The organism is bacterium, assembly GCA_012517375.1.
Classification (GTDB): Bacteria; Hydrothermota; Tepidihabitantia; order B3-TA06; family B3-TA06; genus JAAYVC01.
Genome location: JAAYVC010000106.1, coordinates 1 through 21198, shown reverse-complemented (window position 1 = coordinate 21198; position 21198 = coordinate 1). Strand labels below are relative to the sequence as shown.

The window sequence follows — 21198 nt, the reverse complement described above, 5'->3', positions numbered from 1 at the left end:
TTCGTGAAGCTGGAGGCGGGGAAGGCGTCGGTAACGAAGAAAGCGGTGGTTTTGCGTTAGGGGGGTCTCCGAAGAAATCGTTGTAGGATTTATTCGGGGTAAAGAAAAGCGGTAACGCTCAAAAAACCATCCAAGCGGCACTCCTTTATCAGTATTCAAGACTTAAAGAATTGACTTTTATCTGGTTTTTTTTATAATCCAAAACATAAGTTTGATAAAAAAGGAGTTTTCATGCAAAAAACAATCCTTTGGCTGGGCATTGCGCTTATCCCCCTTGCGTGTTTCGGCTTCAAAAGCGAGGAGGTAATCCTCTTAAACGAAACATTCGATGGGAACTGGAACTCTGAAACCCCTCCACCTGGCTGGACTATAACACTCGAAAAGTCGTTAGGAAATCTGCCCGACAGCGCCATCCTGGATCCATGGAACAAAACGAGCGCCGCATCCAGCGCTTCGTGCGCAGGTTCGCTGCTATTTCTTCCAAACGACCCTCACTATCAATACCCGACTTTCTATGCCTATACCCAGATGACGTCTCCGGCTTTTGACTGCTCCAAGGCAAAAATGCTTGAGCTTAACTTTCAGGATTCGTGCTCGTTCAAGTGCGGAGACTGGGGTTTTCAGGACGACTGGCCTATGACGATGATAGAGGTTTCTGCCGACGACGGAAAGACCTGGGACACTGTCTACAGCTACAACGATTACTATCACCCAAAGGCATTCGGAGAAAACACCATAAAGTTGCCTGCTTTACTTGAAGGAAAACCGAGCGTCAGGCTGCGCTGGACCAACTTCGTGCAGAGGGGAACAGACGTATGGGGCGCCCCCCGGTTTGTCCGCTCCGCATGGCTCATTGATAATGTCTGCGTAAAAGCCTTTACCGACGAACAGACTGTATACGAGCAAGACTTTAACGGAGACTGGAGCACTGGCGAACCGCCGCAGGGCTGGCATATATCGACGGAAGAAGAAGGCGGGCTTTCACCATACAGCAACAAGCCCTGGGACCGTGAGGATGAAGAATCCAGATCCGGCTGCGCCGTATGCATTGGCAGTGTATCAGGCAAAGGTCAGAAATTTGTCTCCGTCCTGACCTCGCCCGCTATGGACTGCTCCGCAAACAGGAGGGTAAGGCTGAACTACGAAGACTATTTCCGCTTCGCCATCGTGGAAGGCACTGGAAAGCCCTACCCCGTTGCGCAGATAGCAATCTCGGTATCGGGCGACGGCGGATCAAGCTGGAACTGCTTCTGCCTGTGGAACTGGTCGGATTCACGCCATGAGATTTTCAACAGGTGGATCGATAATAGCTTCGATTTGACGGAGTGGGCGGCAGGAAAAAAGGATGTCCGAATCCGTTGGGATTTTGAAACCTCGGTCGAGACTCATTACGGCAAAGGCGCAGGTGGGTATTACTATCTTGACTATATGAAGCTTTTGGGCTACTAGTCCAAGGAACACGCAGGTTTTATTTCCCAGGATTGAGATGGAATAAGGAGGATACCCCATAGGAAGAGATAGCGTTGTTCTTCCAAAGAGGCATTTTACTCCCAGTTAGAGTGGGCGTTGCAAGGTTTCTTAAGCGGTTGAGGACGCAGGACTTTCTCCAAATCAAAGGACAAAAAAACAAAATAATCTTTAGCATGTTGTCGCGAAGCGGCGGGAGATGGAACCAATCGACGCACTACTTGAAATCTGACAACAAACATCCAATCCTTTCATCCCACAAATCTGCTCCGCACGTTGCTCCCCAAGCGTCGTCATTTCATGTCGAGGGATCCCTCTTACTCGATGCCGAACTCATGCGCTTCCAGCGCTCGTTCGGCCAATGCGGCTTCCAGCCGCTACTTTTGGGGAGTATTTGACCATAAAATGTGACTACGTTTCTTTAATTCTGACTTGACAGGGTACCCACAAAAATACGAAGTACCTTTGTGGTATTATAAAAAGGGGTTATAAAAAAAGGAAGGGGTCGCGGTCGCGACCCCCGATGTGTCAAACATCCAAAACCAAAGGAGGTTTGGTGGCTCTAGCGTGTCACATTTATAATTAGCAATAACCGTGCCAGGTTTTGCTTTTCGATAAGAGACGCAATCTAGCGCCTTATTGACCAGGGGCTTTTCCGGAGCTTATCCAAAAGTGCAACAGCTTCTTGCACTTTTATGCAATTGCGATCAGGTTCCATACGCTTGACAGCGCCCGTTTGCGGCTTATGCTTCGATGATTGACACTCAAGGAGTCAGCGTGAAGAGAATTGTTGTTGTAAGTTTATTATATGTTGGGCTTGCGTTTGCAGTGCGGATTGAAAACTGGGGCGGGTTTTCGGCAACCGGCATCTTTTTTGACTTTGAAACCGAACTCCATAACATAAACGGCGATACATCATTACATTATGGTTTGGTGATAATCGGCAATCCAGGACCTGTAATTACAGCTCAGGGCTGGGGTCAGATAGGATCGCTCTCTATTGGCGCATGGGGCGGCGGATTCTTAAAACAATACCGTATCGGCGACATTGACCATTATCTTTACCATTCATTGGGTTACGGGATAGCAAACATCGAAGTCGGTCTAGCTATCGAGCCATGGGGCTTTATACTCATAAAACCAGCAATCGATTTAGGCGGTTCACTTGCGCTGATTGAACAACAAATAAATAATGGTTTCGTAACTGATATCTACAGGGCTACCATTCTGCAGGCAAACGCAGGCGGGGCACTTACGCTGCAGTTCGACATTCCTTTAAGGGAGTATCGATATATGGGGATTTTTGTTAAAGGCGGGTATCTTGTTCCGGTATATCCTTTCTTCGGCTCATTGGAAACCGGCATCTATGGTCCGTATCTTACGGCAGGCATAAACTTAGGCTTAAAACAGGAATACCGGAAGGGTCCATCCCAGAACTGGGATGAATAATGTTTATATACGCCATAGTAGCATAAATGCAACTTAGCATCTTGACAAAAGTGTCATCTTCAGTATCATCTTGAGGAAAACAAAGGAGAAATCATGAGAAGAAAGCTTATTAAGGATTTCAGCGGTCGGTTTCTTGTCAGAATACCGGTATCCCTTCACCGCACGCTCGCAGAGCAGTCTCTGACCGATCGTATAAGCCTCAATCAATACATACTTTACCTTCTAGCCCGAGGAGCCAGCACAAGGGAGTTTGAGCGTTTCCTCAAAAGTGTTAAGGATACCATTGTCGATGATCTTGATTCCGTTATCGAGTCCGATCTGCTTCACGATTCGCCTAAAGCGAAGCTTCATCTCATTGACCTAACGATGATTGAAGCGAAAATGGAAAAACCGTCGGGAAAACTGCATCTTGAAGGCGAACTGGCTATCTCTGTCGAAGAAAGCCAGGAGATACTGGATTTATCGGACAGGGAAGTTAAAGTAAAATCCAACTATTCCGCCTTGATTCGCGACAAGACAAACGGCGAAGAAGTACGGTTTAGCGCCGTGTTCAATGAGACTTATGAGGCAATCCGACCTCTTTCCAAGGAAGTATCCCGCTCGCTTGAAAAAACGCGTCTGTCCAATTACCCCAACAGGCTTTTCCGCGAACTCCTTCAAAGGATGATTGCTAATCTCGATCTTCGCGTAAAATTCGTATAATTTGAGCTTCGGTATTTTTGGAGCCGGGTGATGCCGGCTCCTTTTTTTAAAAAAGGCATATCAATGGTCTTGACCCATCACCCTCTTGACAAACGGTCTTGCAAGAAAGCTTTCCTTATCTTTTTTGGTTAGACCGGAGGCTTTCTCCTGAACAACCTCGTGCGCTCTGTCCCACAAAGCCTTAGCCTCTTCTTTTCTCCCTGCGGATTCAAGAATACGAGCGGCGGTGGAGCAAATGCTGTCCATATCCTCACCGAACTCCTCTCCGATTGTCACGGAATCCAGGGCTTTTGTTAGCGCTTCGTCCGAGCGTCCTAACGCCATAAGAACCTCGGATTCAAGATTCAGGGCAAGGGCTACGCCGTAGCTGAGTCCAAGTTCGGTATGGATTTCGCTTGCCTTTTTTGCTTCGTTGAGTGCGGCTTCAAAATCACCATGCTTGCCTCTCTGCAGAAGTATCTTCCCGTTGACTATTCTTGCATCGGCCTCGAGTTCTGGAATCGCCGCTTCCTGCGCCATAAGTAGCGCCGCAGTAGCATGATCGAACGCCGCAACAAGATCAAACTCCTCCAGCGCCAGTTCGGAAATAGCCGCGTGGACGTTTTGTGTGAGGATAGGGTTCTCCATATTTTCCGCTTTAATAAGGGCTTCACTCAGAAAGAACCTCGCCTCTGCAAACCGGCCAAGTTTGTGGTACACAGTGCCGATCCCCATTGTGGCAAAGGTTGTCATTTCTTCGCTTTTTATTTTTTTTGCCTTTGACAGGCAGACCTGGTACGACTCAATGGCATCCGAATACCTGCCCTTGTCCTCGTACAAGAGAGCGAGATTGCCGTCGTAACCGCCGTCATCGGACAGGTTGTTCTTCTTTAGAATCAACACCGCTTCATGAAAATGCTCAATAGCCTGCTCATAAAGCCCGATGTGTCTTTCAGAAAGGGCAAGCATGTTGTAGACGCGCGCTTCAAGCGATGGACTCTCCTGCTCCGAAAGGGATGAAAGTATCTTTCCTGCCAGTTCTATCGCCCTGTCGTATTCGTTGAGATAATAGGAGAAGTTTGCCAGATAGTATTCGACCTCCGCTCGAATAAGCCTGTCGGATACTACATCGAGTTCCGAAAGGAATCTTTCGGACTCAAGCCTCGCCTCCTCGTATCGGCAGGCCGAACCAAGAAACGATATCCATTCCATTCTAGCTTTTCTTACGGTTTCCGGTTCGCCAAGCTCAATAGCCCGCTCATAAAGTGAACGGTAAAGGCTTTCTGCAAGCGCAGGATTGCCCTTGAGTCTTGCCTGCTGGGCTTCTTTAAACGTCGAGGTAAACCAGGGGTCCGCACTCCATAGCATGCACTAACTTTAATCACCAATGCGCCCGTGTCAATATTCGAGCTTTAATGCGGCAAGAGGCAACCTCAATTCTCAGTGAAGCATGAAGGGTTCATGCTCAGGTCTATCCGAGAAAAACAGTATTACCTCGATATCGTCCTCGCGAAGGGTTTTTGCCGTTTTTATCAGGAATCCGCAGGATGCTTCGTCGTCTACAAGGAGTATTATGCGTTTTGATTTCTTGTCTTTCAAGGAGACGTTCAACCTTTCCATCAACTTGCTTGATTTGAGGGAAGTGGATTAGCCTCTCATTCTGACTGAATCACCCTTTTCTAAAAGGATTACGGGCTCCGGAAAATTCCTTACGGCATCACCCCAGCCTCCCACAGGGATCGCACCCGATGTACTAATCCTTATCGATGTCGAAGAACCGTCGGATAGAAAAATGCGTTGCGCACCCAGAGAGAGAATTGAATCTAGAACTACTGCGAGGCTGCCGCATCTGAGTGCAGGAACTGGAATAATGATTACGGCGATGTAAGAATCCCTGTTTAAATCGCGAAAAGTCCTTCCATCAAACGGAGCTTGCCTGCCGTTTACCAATGATGTCCCATCTGCCTCGATATTGATAACGTATTTACCCTGTGAGATGCTACGATGCCTGGCACAATCAGGGATTATGAGTAAGCTTACGAGAGGCATTACTGATATGGTGAAACGCTTCACAAAGCCTCCTTCTTTGATTAATACAGTGAAAGAGTGGTGTTATTCCCTAAGTGGAAACTTTCTTGCCTAGCTTTTCTTCGACCGAGCGAATCTTTCCTTCTATGCGGTTTTGAGCGCCCTTGCGGTCGTCGACACTGATGACGATGTAGACGCGGTTGGAATCTTTGCGGAGTTCGTCGCGGCATCGCTTAAGGAGGGCAAACACCTCATCCCATTCTCCTTCGACTGCGGTTGACATTGGACCGAGCTTGTATGCAAGCCCTGAGGAGTCCACTAGTTCGAGGATGCGCGCGACGTAAGGGGAGACCGATTCGCCCTTGTCGGTGGGAAACATGGTAAACTGAACAAGCATAATGCTCCTTTTTTTCATAATACTAGGAGTGATACCGGAGAAGTCAAACCAACGCCCAGATTGGAGTGGGAGCAAAATGAGGCGATGATTCGGGGTCCCCAAGAAGTTACGGAGTAATTTCTTGGGGCGTAAGATTAGGGTCCCCGCGGCGGCGGGGGGTGAGAGGGGGGTCCCCCAAAGAGTTGCGTCGAGTAACTCTTTGGGGTATAACTAGTTGACAAAGCTTAACATTCGTGTAAACTTATGATTCATGTCTCGAGAAAGACCTAAGGGTGTAGGGGTACGTTCTTTCAAGACGTTACTGCCTTACATGCGTCATCACTGGTGGAAGATAGCCATCGGTACGCTTGCGCTCATTGTCGTAGACGTTGCACAGGTTGCTATGCCCAAGTTCATCCAGATTGCGCTTGATAACATCCTTGCCCCTTCGAAGGGAGTAAACCTCGTGCTCATAATGGTTCTTTCCACTCTAGGGGCCGGCATCCTCATCGCCTTGGGTCGATTCCTCTGGCGCTACCTTATCTCGGGGTCTAACATAAGGATAATAACGGACCTCCGCAGGAAGCTCCTTGAACACCTGGGCAAGCTTTCCTTCTCCTTCTTCAACAAACAGCAGGTCGGAGACCTTATGGCTCACGCCACTAACGATCTCGATGCCATAATGCAGGCAATGACGTTCGGGTTTATTCTTGTTGTAGATCTTGTCTTTATGGGTCTTTTCACTATAGCGGCGATGGTGTTTCTGGATTGGCCCTTTACGGCGCTCTTGACCGTCTACACAATGATACCCTTGGTGATTCTTCTCTTCCTTACCCTGAGGTTCTCAGGTCTTATGAGAAGAAGATTCGAAGCCGTACGCGAGGCGTTCTCGTCAATGTCGGCAAGGGTCTCCGAAAACATATCTGGCATAAGGGTAGTCAAAGCCTACGTGCAGGAGAAAGGCGAGTCCGATATCTTCTTCGGAATAAGCAAGGACTACGTTAAAAAGAATATTGACCTCATAAAGCTGTGGGGGCTCTTCTTTCCTTTGATAATGTTTCTTTCAAACATATCGCTTTTCGTTATCCTGCTGATTGGTGGTCGTTTTGTTATACTCGCTCACCTTTCGATAGGAAGCTTTGTGGCGTTCCAGGCTTATCTGGGCATGCTCATCTGGCCCATGATCTCCATCGGATGGCTGATGAACCTGGTGCAGAGCGGAGCTGCGTCCATGGGCCGCATCAACAAGATACTTGAGACCAGGCCCGAGATCGCCGACGATGAGCGCACATTGAACATTGGTGCAATCGAGGGCAATGTACGGTATTCGAGACTAACCTTCAAGTATCCCGAAGTTCCTTATCCGGCGCTGGAAGACATCAGCTTCGAATTGAAGCCGGGCAAGATTCTGGGAATAATCGGCACGCTCGGTTCCGGTAAATCGACCCTCATCTCACTACTGCCCCGTTTGTTCGAGGCGCCCGAGGGTTCAATAACGGTTGACGGTCATCCAATATCGAGAATTCCCCTGAAGGTCTTACGCGGAGCCATAGGTGTCGTACCCCAGGACAGCTTCCTCTTCTCTGAAACGGTCAGGGAAAACATAGGATTCGGAGTAGAGAGGGAGGTCTCGGATGAAGAGATAGAGCGTGCAGCGAAGATAGCCGGCATTCACGATGAGATAGTCGAGTTTCCTCAGGGCTACGAAACCATTCTTGGCGAGCGCGGGGTCACAGTATCGGGAGGCCAGAAGCAGCGCCTGACAATTGCCAGGGCTGTTCTGGCGGATCCAAGGATTCTCATTCTCGACGACGCCCTTTCGGCCGTTGATGCCGATACGGAGATAGAGATTCTTACCGAGCTAAAGAAAATAATGCGCACCCGAGCCGTTATCATAATCTCGGCGCGGCCGAGAAGTCTCGCTTTTGCTGATGAGATACTCGTAATGGACGAAGGCCGCATAGTGGAGCGTGGAACTCACGAAGAATTGATGATAAAAGACGGTCTCTACGCCTTGTTCGCAAAATTGCAGGGGGTGAAGTAGTGGAAAAAATGTTTTTTAGAAGACGAATTGATTTTGATATTGAAGTTCCATTTGCGGATTCGCTGTTAAGGGAGGAGGTCTGATGTTCGCTCACGAGGAAGAAAAACTCGGCAAGATATACGATTCGAGGATAGTCGCAAGGCTCATCAAATATCTCGAGCGCGACTGGTGGATGATTGCCGTTTCAGCCTTTTTAGGGATACTCTTATCGGTGGCTCAGATAGCGCTTCCCATCATTACGCAGCGAGCAATTGACCTCGACATATTCAAGGTTACAAGGCTCATGCGTCTTACGCCCTCTCAGATAAAGGGGCACGAGAACGAGATATACCATATGCGGGATTCTCTCTGGGCCGTTCCGCAACAGTATCTTTCCAAGATTCCCCATTCTGCGGAAGACGAGGTGGACCAGCGGGAGTACTACCTCATGGACAGGGAAAAAGCAGTGAAGAATCTCGCACCCGACGTCGCGGAAAAGTACCCTGCCGTGGGTGAAGATAAACTTCTCGTACCGTACAAGGATCTTGATAATGCGAATTCCTTCCCTACAAAGGTCCTCTCAGTGCTTCGCCAAAGCGACTGGAAAGGACTCACGAGGCTTGCCATTTTCTTCATGCTCATAGGCGTTTTCCGCTTCATAGCGAGCTTTATTCAGGTAATTCTTACGACCCTGGCCGGGCAGCGGTCCATGCACCGGCTCCGGACCGCCATATTCTCGCACCTTCAGCATCTGCCCGTCCGTTTCTTTGACCGCAACCCGGTCGGAAGGCTCGTAACAAGGGCTACAAACGATGTAGACACGCTTAACCAGTTCTTTTCAGAGGTTATTACCAGCTTCTTCTACGACGGATTCATACTTCTCGGACTGATGATAGCTCTTCCCATCTACAACTGGAGGCTTTCGCTTGTTTTATTCGCCATAGTGCCGCCTATGGTCGTTGCAACCGTAGTATTCCGGCGAAGGCTTCGCGACGCATTCCGCAAGGTTCGCGTCCGCATCGCCCGCATTAACGCTTTCTTGAATGAAAACCTCTCTGGAATCAAGATTATCCAGATGTTCAGACAGGAGGCTAAGCGCATAAAGGAGTTCCATACCATCAATGAAAGCTACTACGATGCGCGATTCAAACAGATGATGGTTTTCGCTGTCTTCAGACCCCTCGTCGATTTCCTTGCGATGTTCGCAATGGCCGCCATAATCTGGTTCGGCGCGCACTGGATAGTTGCCGGAGTGCTTACGGTCGGTTTTTTAACAGCTTTCCTGCGATTCGCCGAGATCTTCTTCGAGCCTGTGAGGGACCTTACTGAGAAGTTCAACTTGCTGCAGCAGGCAATGGCTTCAGGCGAACGCATATTCATGCTTCTTGACGAGAAAAAAGAAGACTACGATGGAGTTACTATTGATAAAAAGGTGAGGGGCGATATAGAATTCCAGAATGTCTGGTTCGCTTACAACGAAGAGGAGTGGGTTCTTAAGGACATAAGCTTCCGCATAAAACCAGGGGAGCGCGTGGCGTTCGTGGGAGCTACCGGAGCGGGCAAAACGTCCCTCATAAACGTATTGTCGCGTTTTTACGAGATTCAAAAGGGCAGGATACTGCTGGACGGCAAGGATACAAAGGACATCGACAAGAAGTTTCTGCGTTCCAATGTGGGCATTGTAATGCAGGATGTTTTTCTCTTTTTGGGGGACATAGAAACGAACATCAAGTTGAGGAGCGAGCTCCCTCAGGAGATCGTGGAAAGTGCGGCCCGCACAACCAACGCGAGCCAGTTCATCTCAAAACTGCCGGATACTTATAAATCGCCTGTGCAGGAAAGAGGAGTGAATCTTTCAGTAGGCGAGCGCCAGCTTATATCGTTCGCGCGTGCGCTGGCATTCGACCCCGCTATACTCGTTCTGGACGAGGCCACATCCTCCGTCGACACTAAGACCGAAGCCCTGATTCAGGACGCAATACACAAGCTGCTCGAGGGCCGTACGTCGCTTATCATTGCTCACAGGCTGTCGACGGTGCGTGATGCGGACAGAATAATAGTCCTTGACCACGGCAAAATAGTCGAAGAGGGATCTCATGAGGAGCTTATGGCTCGCAAAGACTTCTATTACGGACTCTACAAGCTTCAGTTCGAGCATAAAATCAGCTGATCTCTATTCGTTTCACGCAGCCAAGCAGGCGACCTTTTTTGAAAACTAGTTGTTGACTTACAGCCGCTTGTAAAGTATCATCCGGGATGATTTCTTCCTACAGGGAGCAGTTCGAACGCCTCTTGCCGCAGGTCGAACGTCCAGTGAGATATACCGACTCGGAGCTTTTTTCCGTAAAGACCAGAGAAGTCAAAACTCGGATAGCGCTTCTCTTTCCGGATACGTACGAGATAGGCATGTCCAACTACGGTCTAAAGGTGCTGTACCACATTATCAATGGAACAAAGACGGCTTCTGCAGAGCGTGCATTCATCCCCTGGGTTGATATGGTTCCAATGATGAAGAAGCAAGGCATACCTCTTCACACGCTTGAAACTTCTACTCCGCTTTCGGAGTTCGACATGGTGGGAATAAGCCTGCAGAGCGAGTTAGGCTACACGAACGCGCTTGCCGCTTTAGAGCTTTCCGGCATACCCTTGAGATATATTGACCGCTCTGAAAAACACCCCTTGATAGTCGCCGGAGGACCCTGCACCGCTAACCCCCTTCCGCTCGAATCCTTTTTCGACGCCTTTCTCATGGGGGATGGTGAAGATGCGGTAAGGGAGATGGCAGACGTTCTCGCCTCGACAAAGAGCAAATCCGAACGGCTGTCCGGATTTGCGGAGATTGAGGGCGTATGGGTGCCTCCGATACACGGCCGCTCCAAGGCCATAAGGAAGAGAACGGTTTCAGAGTTGAGGTTTTCGGACGCGCCTGCAAAACAGATTCTGCCCATTGGAGAGATAGAACACGACAGGCTCGTTGTCGAGATTGGACGCGGATGCCTTCGCGGATGCCGATTCTGCCAGGCAGGCTTCGCGAATCGTCCTCAAAGATACAGGCCATTTGAGGATATTTCGGCGCTTGCCGAGGAGGGAATCAGCGCTACCGGATGGGACGAAGTCTCTCTGCTTTCCTTTGCGGTCTCTGACTATCCCCGGCTGGATGAGCTTCTTTCGGGATTAAACTCGAAGCTGGGTTCCAGGCGTGTTTCTCTCTCCCTTCCGAGTTTCAGGGGCGAGACGTTCAACGAGCGAATCGGGAAAAGACTTCTTGAGATAAAAAAAACAGGATTGACCTTCGCTCCCGAGACTGCTTCCGTCCGTTTGAAGAAGGTCATTAACAAGAACGTCGCAAACGAAGAAATCATCAATACTGCATTGACCGCGGCGCGCCTGGGCTGGAGACACGTAAAGCTCTATTTCATGGTTGGTCTTCCGACGGAAACCGAGGAAGACATAGATATGAACATAGACTTCATCCGCGAGCTTGCGCGAGAAGCCAAGGGCCTTGCCGTAAACATACATGTAGCCTCTTTCGTTCCCAAGCCGCATACACCGTTTCAGTGGTGCCCCTTCACCGATGTCGGGATTCTTGAAGAAAGAATATCGAGGATGAAGGAAGAAGCGGGCGCCAAAAGGGTAAGGACTAAATGGGCAAGACCTGACGCGAGTTTTGTAGAGGCAGTTCTTGCCAGGGGGGACGAAAAACTGGCAAAAGTTCTGGAAGGAGTCCTCCAGCGGGGAGGTTACTTCCAGGAATGGAGTGAAAATTTCAAGCTTGAGCGCTGGCTGGAAACATTCGGGGAAACCGGCGTTGACCCTGCGGCCTACACGCGGGAAAGAAAGCCCGATGAGAGGCTGCCGTGGGAATTCCTTAACCTTGGCATATCCCCGGAGTTTCTCAGGGCTGAGTACAGCAAAGCGATGCACGAAGAGACCCGCAGCGACTGCATGAATGGAGACTGCTACGACTGCGGCGTCGGTTGTTCAGCCACGGACAGGACCCCCGGTAAAATTCAGGGCAAACCTATCCCTGAAGACTCGACAGGTTCAGTTATCCCCAGAGCGTGTTCGGAGACTGCGAATGGTCCCTTCAGAATAAGGATGAAGTTCGAAGTCGGAGAGGCTTTCAGATACGCAAGTCATCTTGATTTCGTCAGGGCTGTTTACCGTCTTCTGAGACGCTCCGGTCTCTCGCTATGCTACACCGAGGGCTTCTCGCCTCATCCCAGGGTCAGCTTCGGATTCCCGAAACCCGTAGGCGTAACCAGCAGAGGAGAATACGTAGACGCTTTTCTTTCACGAATGCCGCAAAAAAGCGTTGCGTTGGTTCTCGAACGTTGCACGCCGCCCGGACTGAAAATAACAGAATCGAGAACGCTCTCCTTGCAGTCCGAAGCCATAACAAAGGCGGCGAGCGTACTTCAATACCGCGTCTGGCCCAGCCCGGAAGAGCCTTTCCAACAACTCGTCCATAGGATCGCCCATGAGGACAGCGCGGTGCAAGTTAGCGTCTGCGACGGCAAATTGACCGTTTTTCTGGCCAATGCTGCGCGAGCAAAGCTATGGAATTCACTCTCCCTTATTTATAAAATACCTACATCCGAGGCGCGTCTCCTGCGGGTCGAGCGCGTCGACGCTTACGCCGCAGCTGGAGACCGCCTTATACCGCTTCTTGAGGAGACATCCTGAAATGAAGAAAGAAATACTCATAAATGTTACACGTTTCGAGATCAGAACGGCCGTCCTTGACGACGGCAAGCTGATTGAATACTACTCCGAACGATTGGAGAAGAAAAACCTGGTAGGCAGAATCTACAAAGGAAAAGTTGAAAACATTGTACACGGCCTTGCCGGCGCCTTCGTGAACATTGGCCTTTCAAAGAACGGTTTCCTTCCCCTTTCCGACATACCCGATAAAGCGATGTCGGAGATGTACGATTCGGAGATGGAGGAGGAGGAGGCGCAAAAGATAGAAAAGGAGCTTAAGCTTGATTTAAAAACCGGCCAGGATATTCTTGTACAGGTAGTTAAGGAACCTCTCGGCAAGAAGGGCGCAAGACTCTCATCCTTCATCTTTCTTGCAGGCCGCTATCTTGTCCTGACTCCTTCGATAAACCATATAGGCGTTTCGAGAAGAATCAAGGATCGCGCTGAACGTTCAAGGCTTCGTTCAATAGCATCAAAACTCAAGCAGGGAAAGATCGGCCTGATTGTGAGGACGGCCGCCGAGAAAGCACTTGAGGCGGATCTCAAACTCGATTTTGATAATCTGAATGAAACCTGGTCGTCCATCTTTGAAAGCGCCAGCAAGGAAAAATCCCCCGCTCTGCTTTACGAGGAGCTTCTGGTCTCGCTCAAATTGGTGAGGGACCAGTTCACTAAAGGCGTAGCCAACGTTATTGTTGATTCAAGAGTCGAGTACGAAAATATACTGAGATATCTCAGGAGAAATGCGCCGAAGCTTCGCTCAAGGGTAAGGCTCTATGCAGAATCAGTGCCCATTTTCGAAAAGTACGGGGTCGAGAACGAGATAAAAAAGGTTTTCGAGAGAAAGATATGGCTCAAGAGCGGGGGCTTCATAACTATAGACCATACGGAAGCGCTGGTTGCCATTGATGTGAACACCGGCCGTTTCTCGGGAGAGGAACAGCCTGAAAAATTGATCTTCCAGACAAACATGGAGGCCGCCTCCGAGATAGCCAGGCAGATAATGCTCCGCGATCTCTCGGGATTACTGATAATCGATTTCATAGACATGCGCTCCAAGGAAAACATGGCTACGGTGCTCAAGGAGCTCAAGCGATACCTCCACGAAGACAGGGCGCATACCGATTTCTCCGGATTCAGCAGGTTCGGCTTAATCGAGATAACCAGGGAACGCAAGCGTCCCGGTCTTTTCGTCCATTTGACAGAGGAGTGCGCCGTATGCAAGGGTCTTGGAAGAATCCCTTCAAGAGACTATCTCCTCTCGGAGATAGAAAGAATGCTCGAACAGCACACGAGAAGGTTCGAGGGCAAGACCCTTCTCATCAAGGCGGAACCGCGAATAGCGGACTACCTCTCGGTTCAGAGATTCGAGGAGCTTACAGACTGGGCGACGACGTACAATATAGCAATAGAAGTAAAATCGGATATTTACGCTTCAGCCGGAGAATACTCGATAATCATCTCCGATACGAACGATATCATCCACTCCAGGCAGGTGAACAGTGCGCCCGAACACTCGGATAACTGAGAACTGTCCGCCGGGTTTCGAGACGCTAGGCAGACGGATGGTTATTCGCAGAAATCGCAGGAGCCCAGAGGATGGATGAATGAACGAAGCAGTTATGGAAAAAAAGAAATGGTGGGCGCTGCCCGCGCTATGGGCATCTGGTATTGCGCTGTTTATTCCATTGCTCCGGAATCGCTTCATAGGCGACGACTATACCGCGCTTCTGATATTCAAGGCGTATAAGACAAAGCCCTTCTTTGAGACCGTTCTCTACGGCGGTAACGATTTCTTCAGACCTCTCAATCTGGCTCTCATAATGGCTCGCGGCGCCCTGTTCGGGGACAATCCCCTGCCTTACGTTCTGGCCAACATCGCGATGCATCTTGTAAACACCACAATGGTTTATCTGATAGCATCGCGCGTTTTCAAAAAGACCCTTGCCGCCGTTTCGTCGTCCGTTCTTTTTCTCGTCGCATTCAGTCATTACGAAGCTATCACTTGGATATCAGGCTCCGTGACGCTCTTCGTTACTTTTTTCATTTTGATGACCCTGTATTCCTACATGCGCTTCAGGGAAAAAGGCCGCGGGTTCTGGCTTGGCTTTTCTTTAGCATCATACATTCTGGCATTTCTCATGCAGGAAGCTTCGATAGCGCTCCCGCTGCTTCTCCCATTGTACGATCTTATACTTGTCAGGAAGGCGGACAGAACACGCGGTTTCTTTTATCCTTATATAGTATTCGGGGCAATATTAGCCGCCTACATTGTACTGCAGTTCAGCTGGGCTTACCGCTTCATCGGTTCCGAAGGGATATACAAGCCGGGCTGGCATATCCTGACCAACCTTTTTGACTATTGGGTATGGCTCTGGATGCCCAACCCCCGGCACCCCTATGTCGCTTCAGTACTGGGGATACTGCCGCCGCCATTGCTCTGGGTCTACTGGGCGCTTGCTGCGGTCGCGGCATTAACCCTTCCCCTGATAATCCTTCTGGCTTGCTTAAGGAAGCTTTCAAGGCCCTTGCTGTGGAGCTTTCTTCTTGCTGTTGCGACCCTTCTCGTGTTCCTTCCTTTTACTATCAAGATAAGCGCGCGCTACCCGTATCTGCCGTCGGTCGGAATCTCGCTCTTTGCCGGAGGCCTCTTCAGCGCCGCTTGGGAATTTTTTAAGGAACGCAGGCGAACCGCATTGATATGGGCTCTGTGCGTATTGGGCGGCATTTATCTGGCATGCAACGTCTTCGCCACTATACTCGTCCAGAAGGAGTTCGTTCGCGTTAGTGTGCTGACGGAAAGACTGGCTGTTGACATGGAAAAACTAACTGATTTCGGAAAGGATGACGTTATCTTTATCGAAGAGCTTCCATCGCACATTCATCTTCACGAGGCAGTCAATTGGATTTCAGGCAAGGAAGTCACGATTTATGCCTCAAACGACGCCTACCGGAAGACCCCGCGAACGCTGGAGGAGACGAGGGAATGGTTCAAAGGCAAAAAGGGTGATTTGTATCATCTTAGATTCGAATCAGGAAAACTGGAGCTGGTCTCTAAGGAGCATTTAAGCCCCTAGAACACAGGGGAGGGCGATTCAGCGATTCACATACTTGAATCGGGCGCTAAACTCCTTGCCATCTCCTTGAGCGCGCTAACGAATTGCGAAACCGTCGCCGGGTTTTTTGCCGAGCCTTCGACAATCCGGGAAGGCTTCGGGAAGCCCTCCATAAGCCTTTCGGTCGACCTGCGTTCTTTTTGTCCGTCAGGCTTGTGATTGACGAAAAGCAGATATGGTACGCCCTGTCTTTCGACCTCCTCCAGAAGTCGCTTATCCTCTTCGTCGAAGTATCTGGAGGAGTCTATAACGAAAACGGCTACGTCAATCCCCTGGACAAGAACCTCGCGTACGGGTTCGAATCGAGCCTGGCCGGGCGTACCCCAGAGATGGAATGTCCATCCCTCGAACGAAACGAAACCATAATCCATGGCTACCGTTCTTCCGCCCCTCTCTATGTTCATGGCGTCAGGTATAAGCCCTTGTATGAGCGTGCTTTTTCCAGCCTCGCCCTTGCCGAAGACAACGACCTTTACAGGAATCATATTCACAAACCTTTTTCTCCCGACAGTTTTATATGAACCTCGATACCTTTTCCAGCGCCTTCTCGTTTTCCACGAGTCTTGAAACAAGATGGTGATTCTCGAAAGTGATTGCCTGGGAACGGCAGAAATCCCAGCATGTCATGCACTGAATGCAGTTCTCGATGCAGCCTATCTCCGGCGGTTTTCCTTCCTCTTTTGCAGCAACGATAACGGAATTCACCTTGTCTTCCCCTGATTGAGGACAGACAATGATGCATTCCTTGCAGCTCACGCATCTTTTTTCGTCTCTGGAAATCTTTAGATTGCTCATCTGTACTCCCGGATTAGGTTACGTTCACTATCCAAAAGCTCAATAGCGAAGCTTTGAGGTCCGAACGAGTGCGTCGAGCACGAAAGGCAGGGATCGTATGCCCTGACAATCATCTCCAGCTTGTTGAGGCTCGCCTCATCCGGACTGGCATTCGTCACAAGCTTCGAAGCCGTCTCCTTGAGCGCGTCGTTAAAGCCCAAATTGTTGTGCTGCGTTGCAACCGTAAGATTCACCTTCACTGCCTTGCCGTCGGAGTCAAGCTCGTAACTATGGACAAGGGTTCCGCGGGGAGCCTCCACTATGCCTATGCCTTTGCCTGCTTTTATCTTTGTCTTTGTATATATTTCGCCCTTAAGGATATCCTGATCTTCAAGAAGCTTTCTTGCGCGTTCGATGGCGTACAGGGTCTCGATAAATCTCGCGTAGTGATAGGTAAGGGTCTTGTGAACGGGGCTGCCCCAGCGCGCTTTGAACCAGTCGAGTTCCTCCGACGCCTTCGGGGTCGGGATCTTCTGAGCTATGTTGACTCGAGCGAGGGGACCTACGCGGAATCCAGAGCCGGATTTGAGAACAGGAAACTTCATGTAGCTCCAATTCTCGTGTTTTTCCTCAACGTTGTCGTAGTACTTTTCAGGCTTGAAGGACAGCGCCTCGGAACCGTCTTCATTTAAGACCTTGACGTCGCCTTCGTAGAACGAAAGGGAGCCTGAATTCGACAGCCCTAGGTATGAAGATTTGATGTCGCCCAGTGTATCTATCGCATCGGCATTCTTTTCGCAAAGACTGCGCATAAGTTCCGAGAACCAGCCAAGATGAGGCTCTATCTCCCTGTACCTGGAGAGGAGGTCATTCTTTTCTTCCTCATTGATGAGCGACACTACGCCACCCACTCTTGCGCCTATGGGGTGCCCAGGTCTTCTTCCGGCAATATAGCATATAGCGGTTCCGAAGGACCTTATTTCGAGAGCCTTCTTTACCGCATCCTTGCCGGAGTTGTATATTCCGATAATGTTGCGGTCCTTAGGCTTTGCCGAGCCAAGCATCAGATCAGGCAGACTGAGCGCTGCAATAGAAAGCATGTGGCTCTCGATTAACTGGCCCAGCATCATGAGTTCGCGTATCTTCTCTGAGGTCGGCGATATCTTGACGCCGAAACAGGCTTCAACGGTTTTTACCGAGGCAATGTGGTGCGAAATAGGACATATTCCGCATATTCGCGCTGTAAGCGACGGGAGCCTCTCGGCAAGCGCGCCCTGACAGAACTTCTCGAATCCCCTGAACTCCTGGACGCTGAACCGGGCATTTGAGACCCTGTCTTGCTCGTCAAGCTCGAGCGTAATCTTGCCGTGACCTTCAACCCTTGTCACTGGATTTATGGTTATCGTTTTAGGCATAATTACCTCGCTTAGACCTTTATCCGGTTGATGAGCTTGTAGACATCCTCGGCATCCTTTTTCCGGAGTTCGGGGACCGAGAGCGTGAATGAGTAGAAGACGTGAACGATGTCGCGAAGCTTGTCTCTGACCTCCTTCTCCGTCTTGCCTGTAAAGTGGCTTATGCGGCGCGAGAGATCGTAAAGAATCCCGTGGGTGGGTTCAACGAATACGCGATCTATTGGACCTCGACAGCCAAGGCATGGAACACCGGCATGCGTACAGGGCGCCTCGCATCCGCCGCGGCTTACCGAGCCCAGGCACACAAAACCTTGCGAAAGGAGGCACTCATCGGGTTCGGGAAAATTCTCGGCGATGCGCTTCAGGTCGTGCGTTACTTCCTTTTTAGCGACCCTCTGACACTCGGCGCATACCGGCAGGTCGTAGAAGGACGGCTGCTGGCCTTCAAGAAGCCTTTGTATGTTCGACTTGAGGAGCTTTGGCGGAGGAGGACATCCGGGGAAGTAGTAGTCGACCTTGACGTGCGCGTCCACAGGGTCGACCCTCTGTTCGAGAATCGGGATACCTTCTGGAAGGAAATCGTCGCCGTACGCTTCCGACAGGAGGTCTGCGGCCTTGAATGCGGAGCCGATTCCGGGCACTCCTCCGAAGCAGGCGCAGGTTCCGAAGGCTACAAGGGTCTCAGTCTTGTCCCTGAGTTTCTTTAGCATCTCAAGGTTTTCGCGGTTGCGCACGCCGCCTTCTATGAATGCGACGTCCGCTTCCGAAACATCCTTCGAATCGACGAGCACAGGGGAAAACACAAGCTCGCCCTTCGACAAAGGCTCGATTAGATCGAGCCCCAGGTTAACAAGGGCCACATGGCAGCCGGAGCACGAAGCCATCTGGTATGTCGCTACTTTCATAAGACACCTCCATCAATTACTTCATCTCGACTATCTTCTTGCAGGCGTTGGGTCCGGCATGCTCAACATGAAGGTCAACCTTCTTTTCCATGACTTCGCCCATTATTCCCGCAAAAAGACCGTGCGTTATGCGGCATATGACTTCATCCTGCTTTACGCCGTGCGTCATGCAGACCTGCCGGATTGGACATTCCTTGAATACTAGATAAGCCTTGCGAACACCGGCGTCCTCGAAGACGTAGTCCGCGACCCCTTTATCCTTCCAGAGTTCTATCTCCCATACACCCTCCTCCGCCTTCGCTATCATATCGAGCGCCTTAGAAAGGTCGTCTGTCTTGTCCATCTTGGCGCCCTCTATCTTGCCCAGGTCCTTGCCCGTCTGGTACATGAGGGTGTTCGCGGCCTTGCCTATTAAAGTATCCGAGGCGTGGCTTAGGCTTGCCACAATCTTCATCAGAGCTTTTATGTTGTTCTTATAAATAAGGATATCTTCAGCCATGGCTTCATCCTTTTAGTATTGGTTCAAGCTGCTGAACAAGATTCTTGAGTTCGAGGAACAAGAGACCGAGCTTGACATCGGCGTTTGCAATCGCTGTCAGAACCGCTATCTCCGATGCGCTCATAATGACAACGTATCCCAAAGGTCCTTTGAGAAAAAGCTGGTCCATTCCTCCGCGCTTCATCTCGTTGGCAGTTCGTTCGCCCAGCCCGAGCATGGCCGCCGTCATCGCAGCCACCCTTTCTTCTTCAATATCCGGCGGAAGTGAACTCGCGATAACTAATCCGTCTATAGATACAACCGCAGTCGCCTCGAGTCCGGCAACAGAGCTTTGAGCTCCGCGCAGAGCGACCATGAGTTTTTCTGCTCTTGTTTCAGGCATTTTTCCTCCTTGCGGAACGTATAAATCTTTTTGATTATTGGATTCAGGACCATCTTGCGCCCTGCCTAGAATGTTTCATGCACCTCATAATATGGCTTTACTCCACCGTACGCGGCATACACTTTCTAGACGTCAGAACAGGCAAAAGAGTTCCTTTTTTACCTGCATTTAGGCCCTTTTGGGATAGAGTTCTTCTTCTCCCCTCGGGTAGAAGAGCCTGGATTGGTGATTCAATGCTCCTTTTGATACCGGAAGGAACCTGCGCAAGCGACACCTCGGGCGCATTCCAAGAGAGAATCTCTAAAAGAGCCTCTTTGCCGTTCAGAGAAAGCGTTTCTGCATGAACTACATCGCCTTCAAGTATATATATCCTGCCCGACCGCTCGCCTAACCTGACGCAGAGACATACGCTCTTCTTCCCTATCGAATAGAGATCGATGAAGTAGAAACAGTCGAGAGGCGGGTTTTTTAAGGATTCTTTGGAAGGATTTTCTGCCAGGGGTTTACTTATAATGTCGCATTTAGGTGCAAAAACCTCACCTCTTAGCGTGCTGTCTATGGCTGAAACGAGGCTTGATTTGGTATATGGCTTGAATATGAAGTTTATGGAGCTCATATTGACGCCTTCTCCAGGCGTATCCGAGCATTCGAATCTTTTGTTCCATGGAACCGCCTGCATCTGAAATGCTGTCGAGACTATTATCTTCTGCTGCGGATTTATTGCCCTTATCTTGTGAATCAGCTCGAACCCGTCCATAACCGGCATCTTTAAGTCAGTTATGAGAAGATCGAAGCCCTTCTTTTTATACATGTGCAGCGCCTCACTCCCTGAGAGCGCGCACTCTACGTCGTATTCAAGGTTTTCAAGCATCCGCACGGTAATACTGAGGAAATCTTTTTCGTCGTCAACGAGAAGGATGCTTAAACGGTCGCCCACCGTAACTCCTGTCGCTGTTTCTCAATGGTAAGGAGAATATTGAAGCCCGAGGCTCCTCATAATAAAACCCCATCTCTTCGCAAGACCTGCGGCTTTATAACCCTTTTCAGATTGCATCTTCCAGCTCCTGTTCTGGTTCATCTTAACGCAAACTCTTCCGCATACCGGTCTCATCCCCATCTTATCCGCCTCCTGAGAAAATTATAATAGGTTCCGCGATGGTGTCAATAGGTACTATTGCTTATATGCGTACTGCGGCAGTTTTTATAGAAAAAGATACCATATACTACACTGTTAATGCCGTAAAAACTGGATTAGATATTAATCCTCTTGACACATAAAAGAAATCTGATTATGATTCTGGCAATGCGCCTCAAGTCCCTGAGAAGCGAGCAATGAGCAGGAAGGTGCAAGGGCAAGAGGGACGCCCTGCAAAAAACTC

General features: G+C 49.9%; 19 protein-coding genes. 8 read left to right on the top strand and 11 right to left on the bottom strand.

Translation table 11 applies throughout. The annotated features are described in order from the left end of the window. The first annotated feature begins 231 nt into the window (after nucleotides 1-231). The 3 genes from GX441_11595 to GX441_11585 all read left to right on the top strand — a co-directional run bounded on the left by GX441_11595 (nucleotide 232) and on the right by GX441_11585 (nucleotide 3618). Complete coding sequence (locus GX441_11595) at nucleotides 232-1449, top strand: hypothetical protein (GenBank protein ID NLI99286.1); 1218 nt, start codon at nucleotides 232-234, stop codon at nucleotides 1447-1449. 795 nt (nucleotides 1450-2244) lie between these two features. After that, nucleotides 2245-2916 carry a hypothetical protein gene (locus GX441_11590; protein ID NLI99285.1) on the top strand — a complete coding sequence of 224 codons (672 nt, stop codon included), beginning with the start codon at nucleotides 2245-2247 and terminating at the stop codon, nucleotides 2914-2916. A gap of 93 nt (nucleotides 2917-3009) precedes the next feature. After that, nucleotides 3010-3618: a toxin-antitoxin system HicB family antitoxin gene (locus GX441_11585; GenBank protein ID NLI99284.1), complete on the top strand. Its 609-nt coding sequence runs from the start codon at nucleotides 3010-3012 to the stop codon at nucleotides 3616-3618. A gap of 60 nt (nucleotides 3619-3678) precedes the next feature. On the opposite strand, the gene GX441_11580 is transcribed toward GX441_11585, so the two are convergent. The 4 genes from GX441_11580 to GX441_11565 all read right to left on the bottom strand — a co-directional run bounded on the left by GX441_11580 (nucleotide 3679) and on the right by GX441_11565 (nucleotide 6022). Continuing rightward, nucleotides 3679-4965: a tetratricopeptide repeat protein gene (locus GX441_11580; protein ID NLI99283.1), complete on the bottom strand. Its 1287-nt coding sequence runs from the start codon at nucleotides 4963-4965 to the stop codon at nucleotides 3679-3681. Nucleotides 4966-5037: 72 nt separating this feature from the next. Further along, a complete protein-coding gene (locus GX441_11575) occupies nucleotides 5038-5217 on the bottom strand; it encodes a hypothetical protein (GenBank protein NLI99282.1) in 180 nt (59 codons plus the stop codon). Between the two features lie 27 nt (nucleotides 5218-5244). Beyond that, nucleotides 5245-5670, bottom strand: coding sequence for a hypothetical protein (locus GX441_11570; GenBank protein ID NLI99281.1), 426 nt, complete (start codon nucleotides 5668-5670; stop codon nucleotides 5245-5247). 46 nt (nucleotides 5671-5716) lie between these two features. Further along, nucleotides 5717-6022: an MTH1187 family thiamine-binding protein gene (locus tag GX441_11565; protein NLI99280.1), complete on the bottom strand. Its 306-nt coding sequence runs from the start codon at nucleotides 6020-6022 to the stop codon at nucleotides 5717-5719. Nucleotides 6023-6272: 250 nt separating this feature from the next. Between GX441_11565 and GX441_11560 the strand changes: the two genes are divergently transcribed. The 5 genes from GX441_11560 (at nucleotide 6273) to GX441_11540 (ending at nucleotide 15805) form a co-directional block, all read left to right on the top strand. Continuing rightward, a complete protein-coding gene (locus GX441_11560) occupies nucleotides 6273-8045 on the top strand; it encodes an ABC transporter ATP-binding protein (protein NLI99279.1) in 1773 nt (590 codons plus the stop codon). 82 nt (nucleotides 8046-8127) lie between these two features. Next, entirely contained in the window at nucleotides 8128-10194 is a 2067-nt protein-coding gene (locus GX441_11555) for an ABC transporter ATP-binding protein (protein NLI99278.1), read from the top strand. A gap of 86 nt (nucleotides 10195-10280) precedes the next feature. Beyond that, a complete protein-coding gene (locus tag GX441_11550; GenBank protein ID NLI99277.1) occupies nucleotides 10281-12710 on the top strand; it encodes a TIGR03960 family B12-binding radical SAM protein in 2430 nt (809 codons plus the stop codon). Nucleotide 12711: 1 nt separating this feature from the next. Beyond that, nucleotides 12712-14256, top strand: a complete 1545-nt coding sequence (locus tag GX441_11545; protein NLI99276.1) for an Rne/Rng family ribonuclease — start codon at nucleotides 12712-12714, stop codon at nucleotides 14254-14256. Nucleotides 14257-14335: 79 nt separating this feature from the next. Further along, the gene (locus GX441_11540) at nucleotides 14336-15805 is read left to right on the top strand and encodes a glycosyltransferase family 39 protein (protein ID NLI99275.1); all 1470 of its coding nucleotides are present in this window, start codon (nucleotides 14336-14338) and stop codon (nucleotides 15803-15805) included. Nucleotides 15806-15831: 26 nt separating this feature from the next. On the opposite strand, the gene GX441_11535 is transcribed toward GX441_11540, so the two are convergent. The 7 genes from GX441_11535 to GX441_11505 all read right to left on the bottom strand — a co-directional run bounded on the left by GX441_11535 (nucleotide 15832) and on the right by GX441_11505 (nucleotide 20756). Further along, entirely contained in the window at nucleotides 15832-16329 is a 498-nt protein-coding gene (locus GX441_11535; protein NLI99274.1) for a GTP-binding protein, read from the bottom strand. A 28-nt stretch (nucleotides 16330-16357) separates the two neighbouring features. Next, entirely contained in the window at nucleotides 16358-16639 is a 282-nt protein-coding gene (locus GX441_11530) for a hypothetical protein (protein ID NLI99273.1), read from the bottom strand. Continuing rightward, the gene (locus tag GX441_11525) at nucleotides 16636-18033 is read right to left on the bottom strand and encodes a Ni/Fe hydrogenase subunit alpha (protein NLI99272.1); all 1398 of its coding nucleotides are present in this window, start codon (nucleotides 18031-18033) and stop codon (nucleotides 16636-16638) included. Before GX441_11525 ends, GX441_11530 begins: the two co-directional genes overlap by 4 nt. Before the next feature lie 11 nt (nucleotides 18034-18044). Continuing rightward, nucleotides 18045-18938 carry a F420-nonreducing hydrogenase gene (locus GX441_11520; protein ID NLI99271.1) on the bottom strand — a complete coding sequence of 298 codons (894 nt, stop codon included), beginning with the start codon at nucleotides 18936-18938 and terminating at the stop codon, nucleotides 18045-18047. 16 nt (nucleotides 18939-18954) lie between these two features. Continuing rightward, entirely contained in the window at nucleotides 18955-19437 is a 483-nt protein-coding gene (locus GX441_11515; protein ID NLI99270.1) for a hypothetical protein, read from the bottom strand. A gap of 4 nt (nucleotides 19438-19441) precedes the next feature. Beyond that, nucleotides 19442-19819, bottom strand: coding sequence for a hypothetical protein (locus tag GX441_11510; protein ID NLI99269.1), 378 nt, complete (start codon nucleotides 19817-19819; stop codon nucleotides 19442-19444). Between the two features lie 97 nt (nucleotides 19820-19916). Further along, complete coding sequence (locus GX441_11505) at nucleotides 19917-20756, bottom strand: response regulator (protein ID NLI99268.1); 840 nt, start codon at nucleotides 20754-20756, stop codon at nucleotides 19917-19919. Nucleotides 20757-21198: the final 442 nt, after the last annotated feature.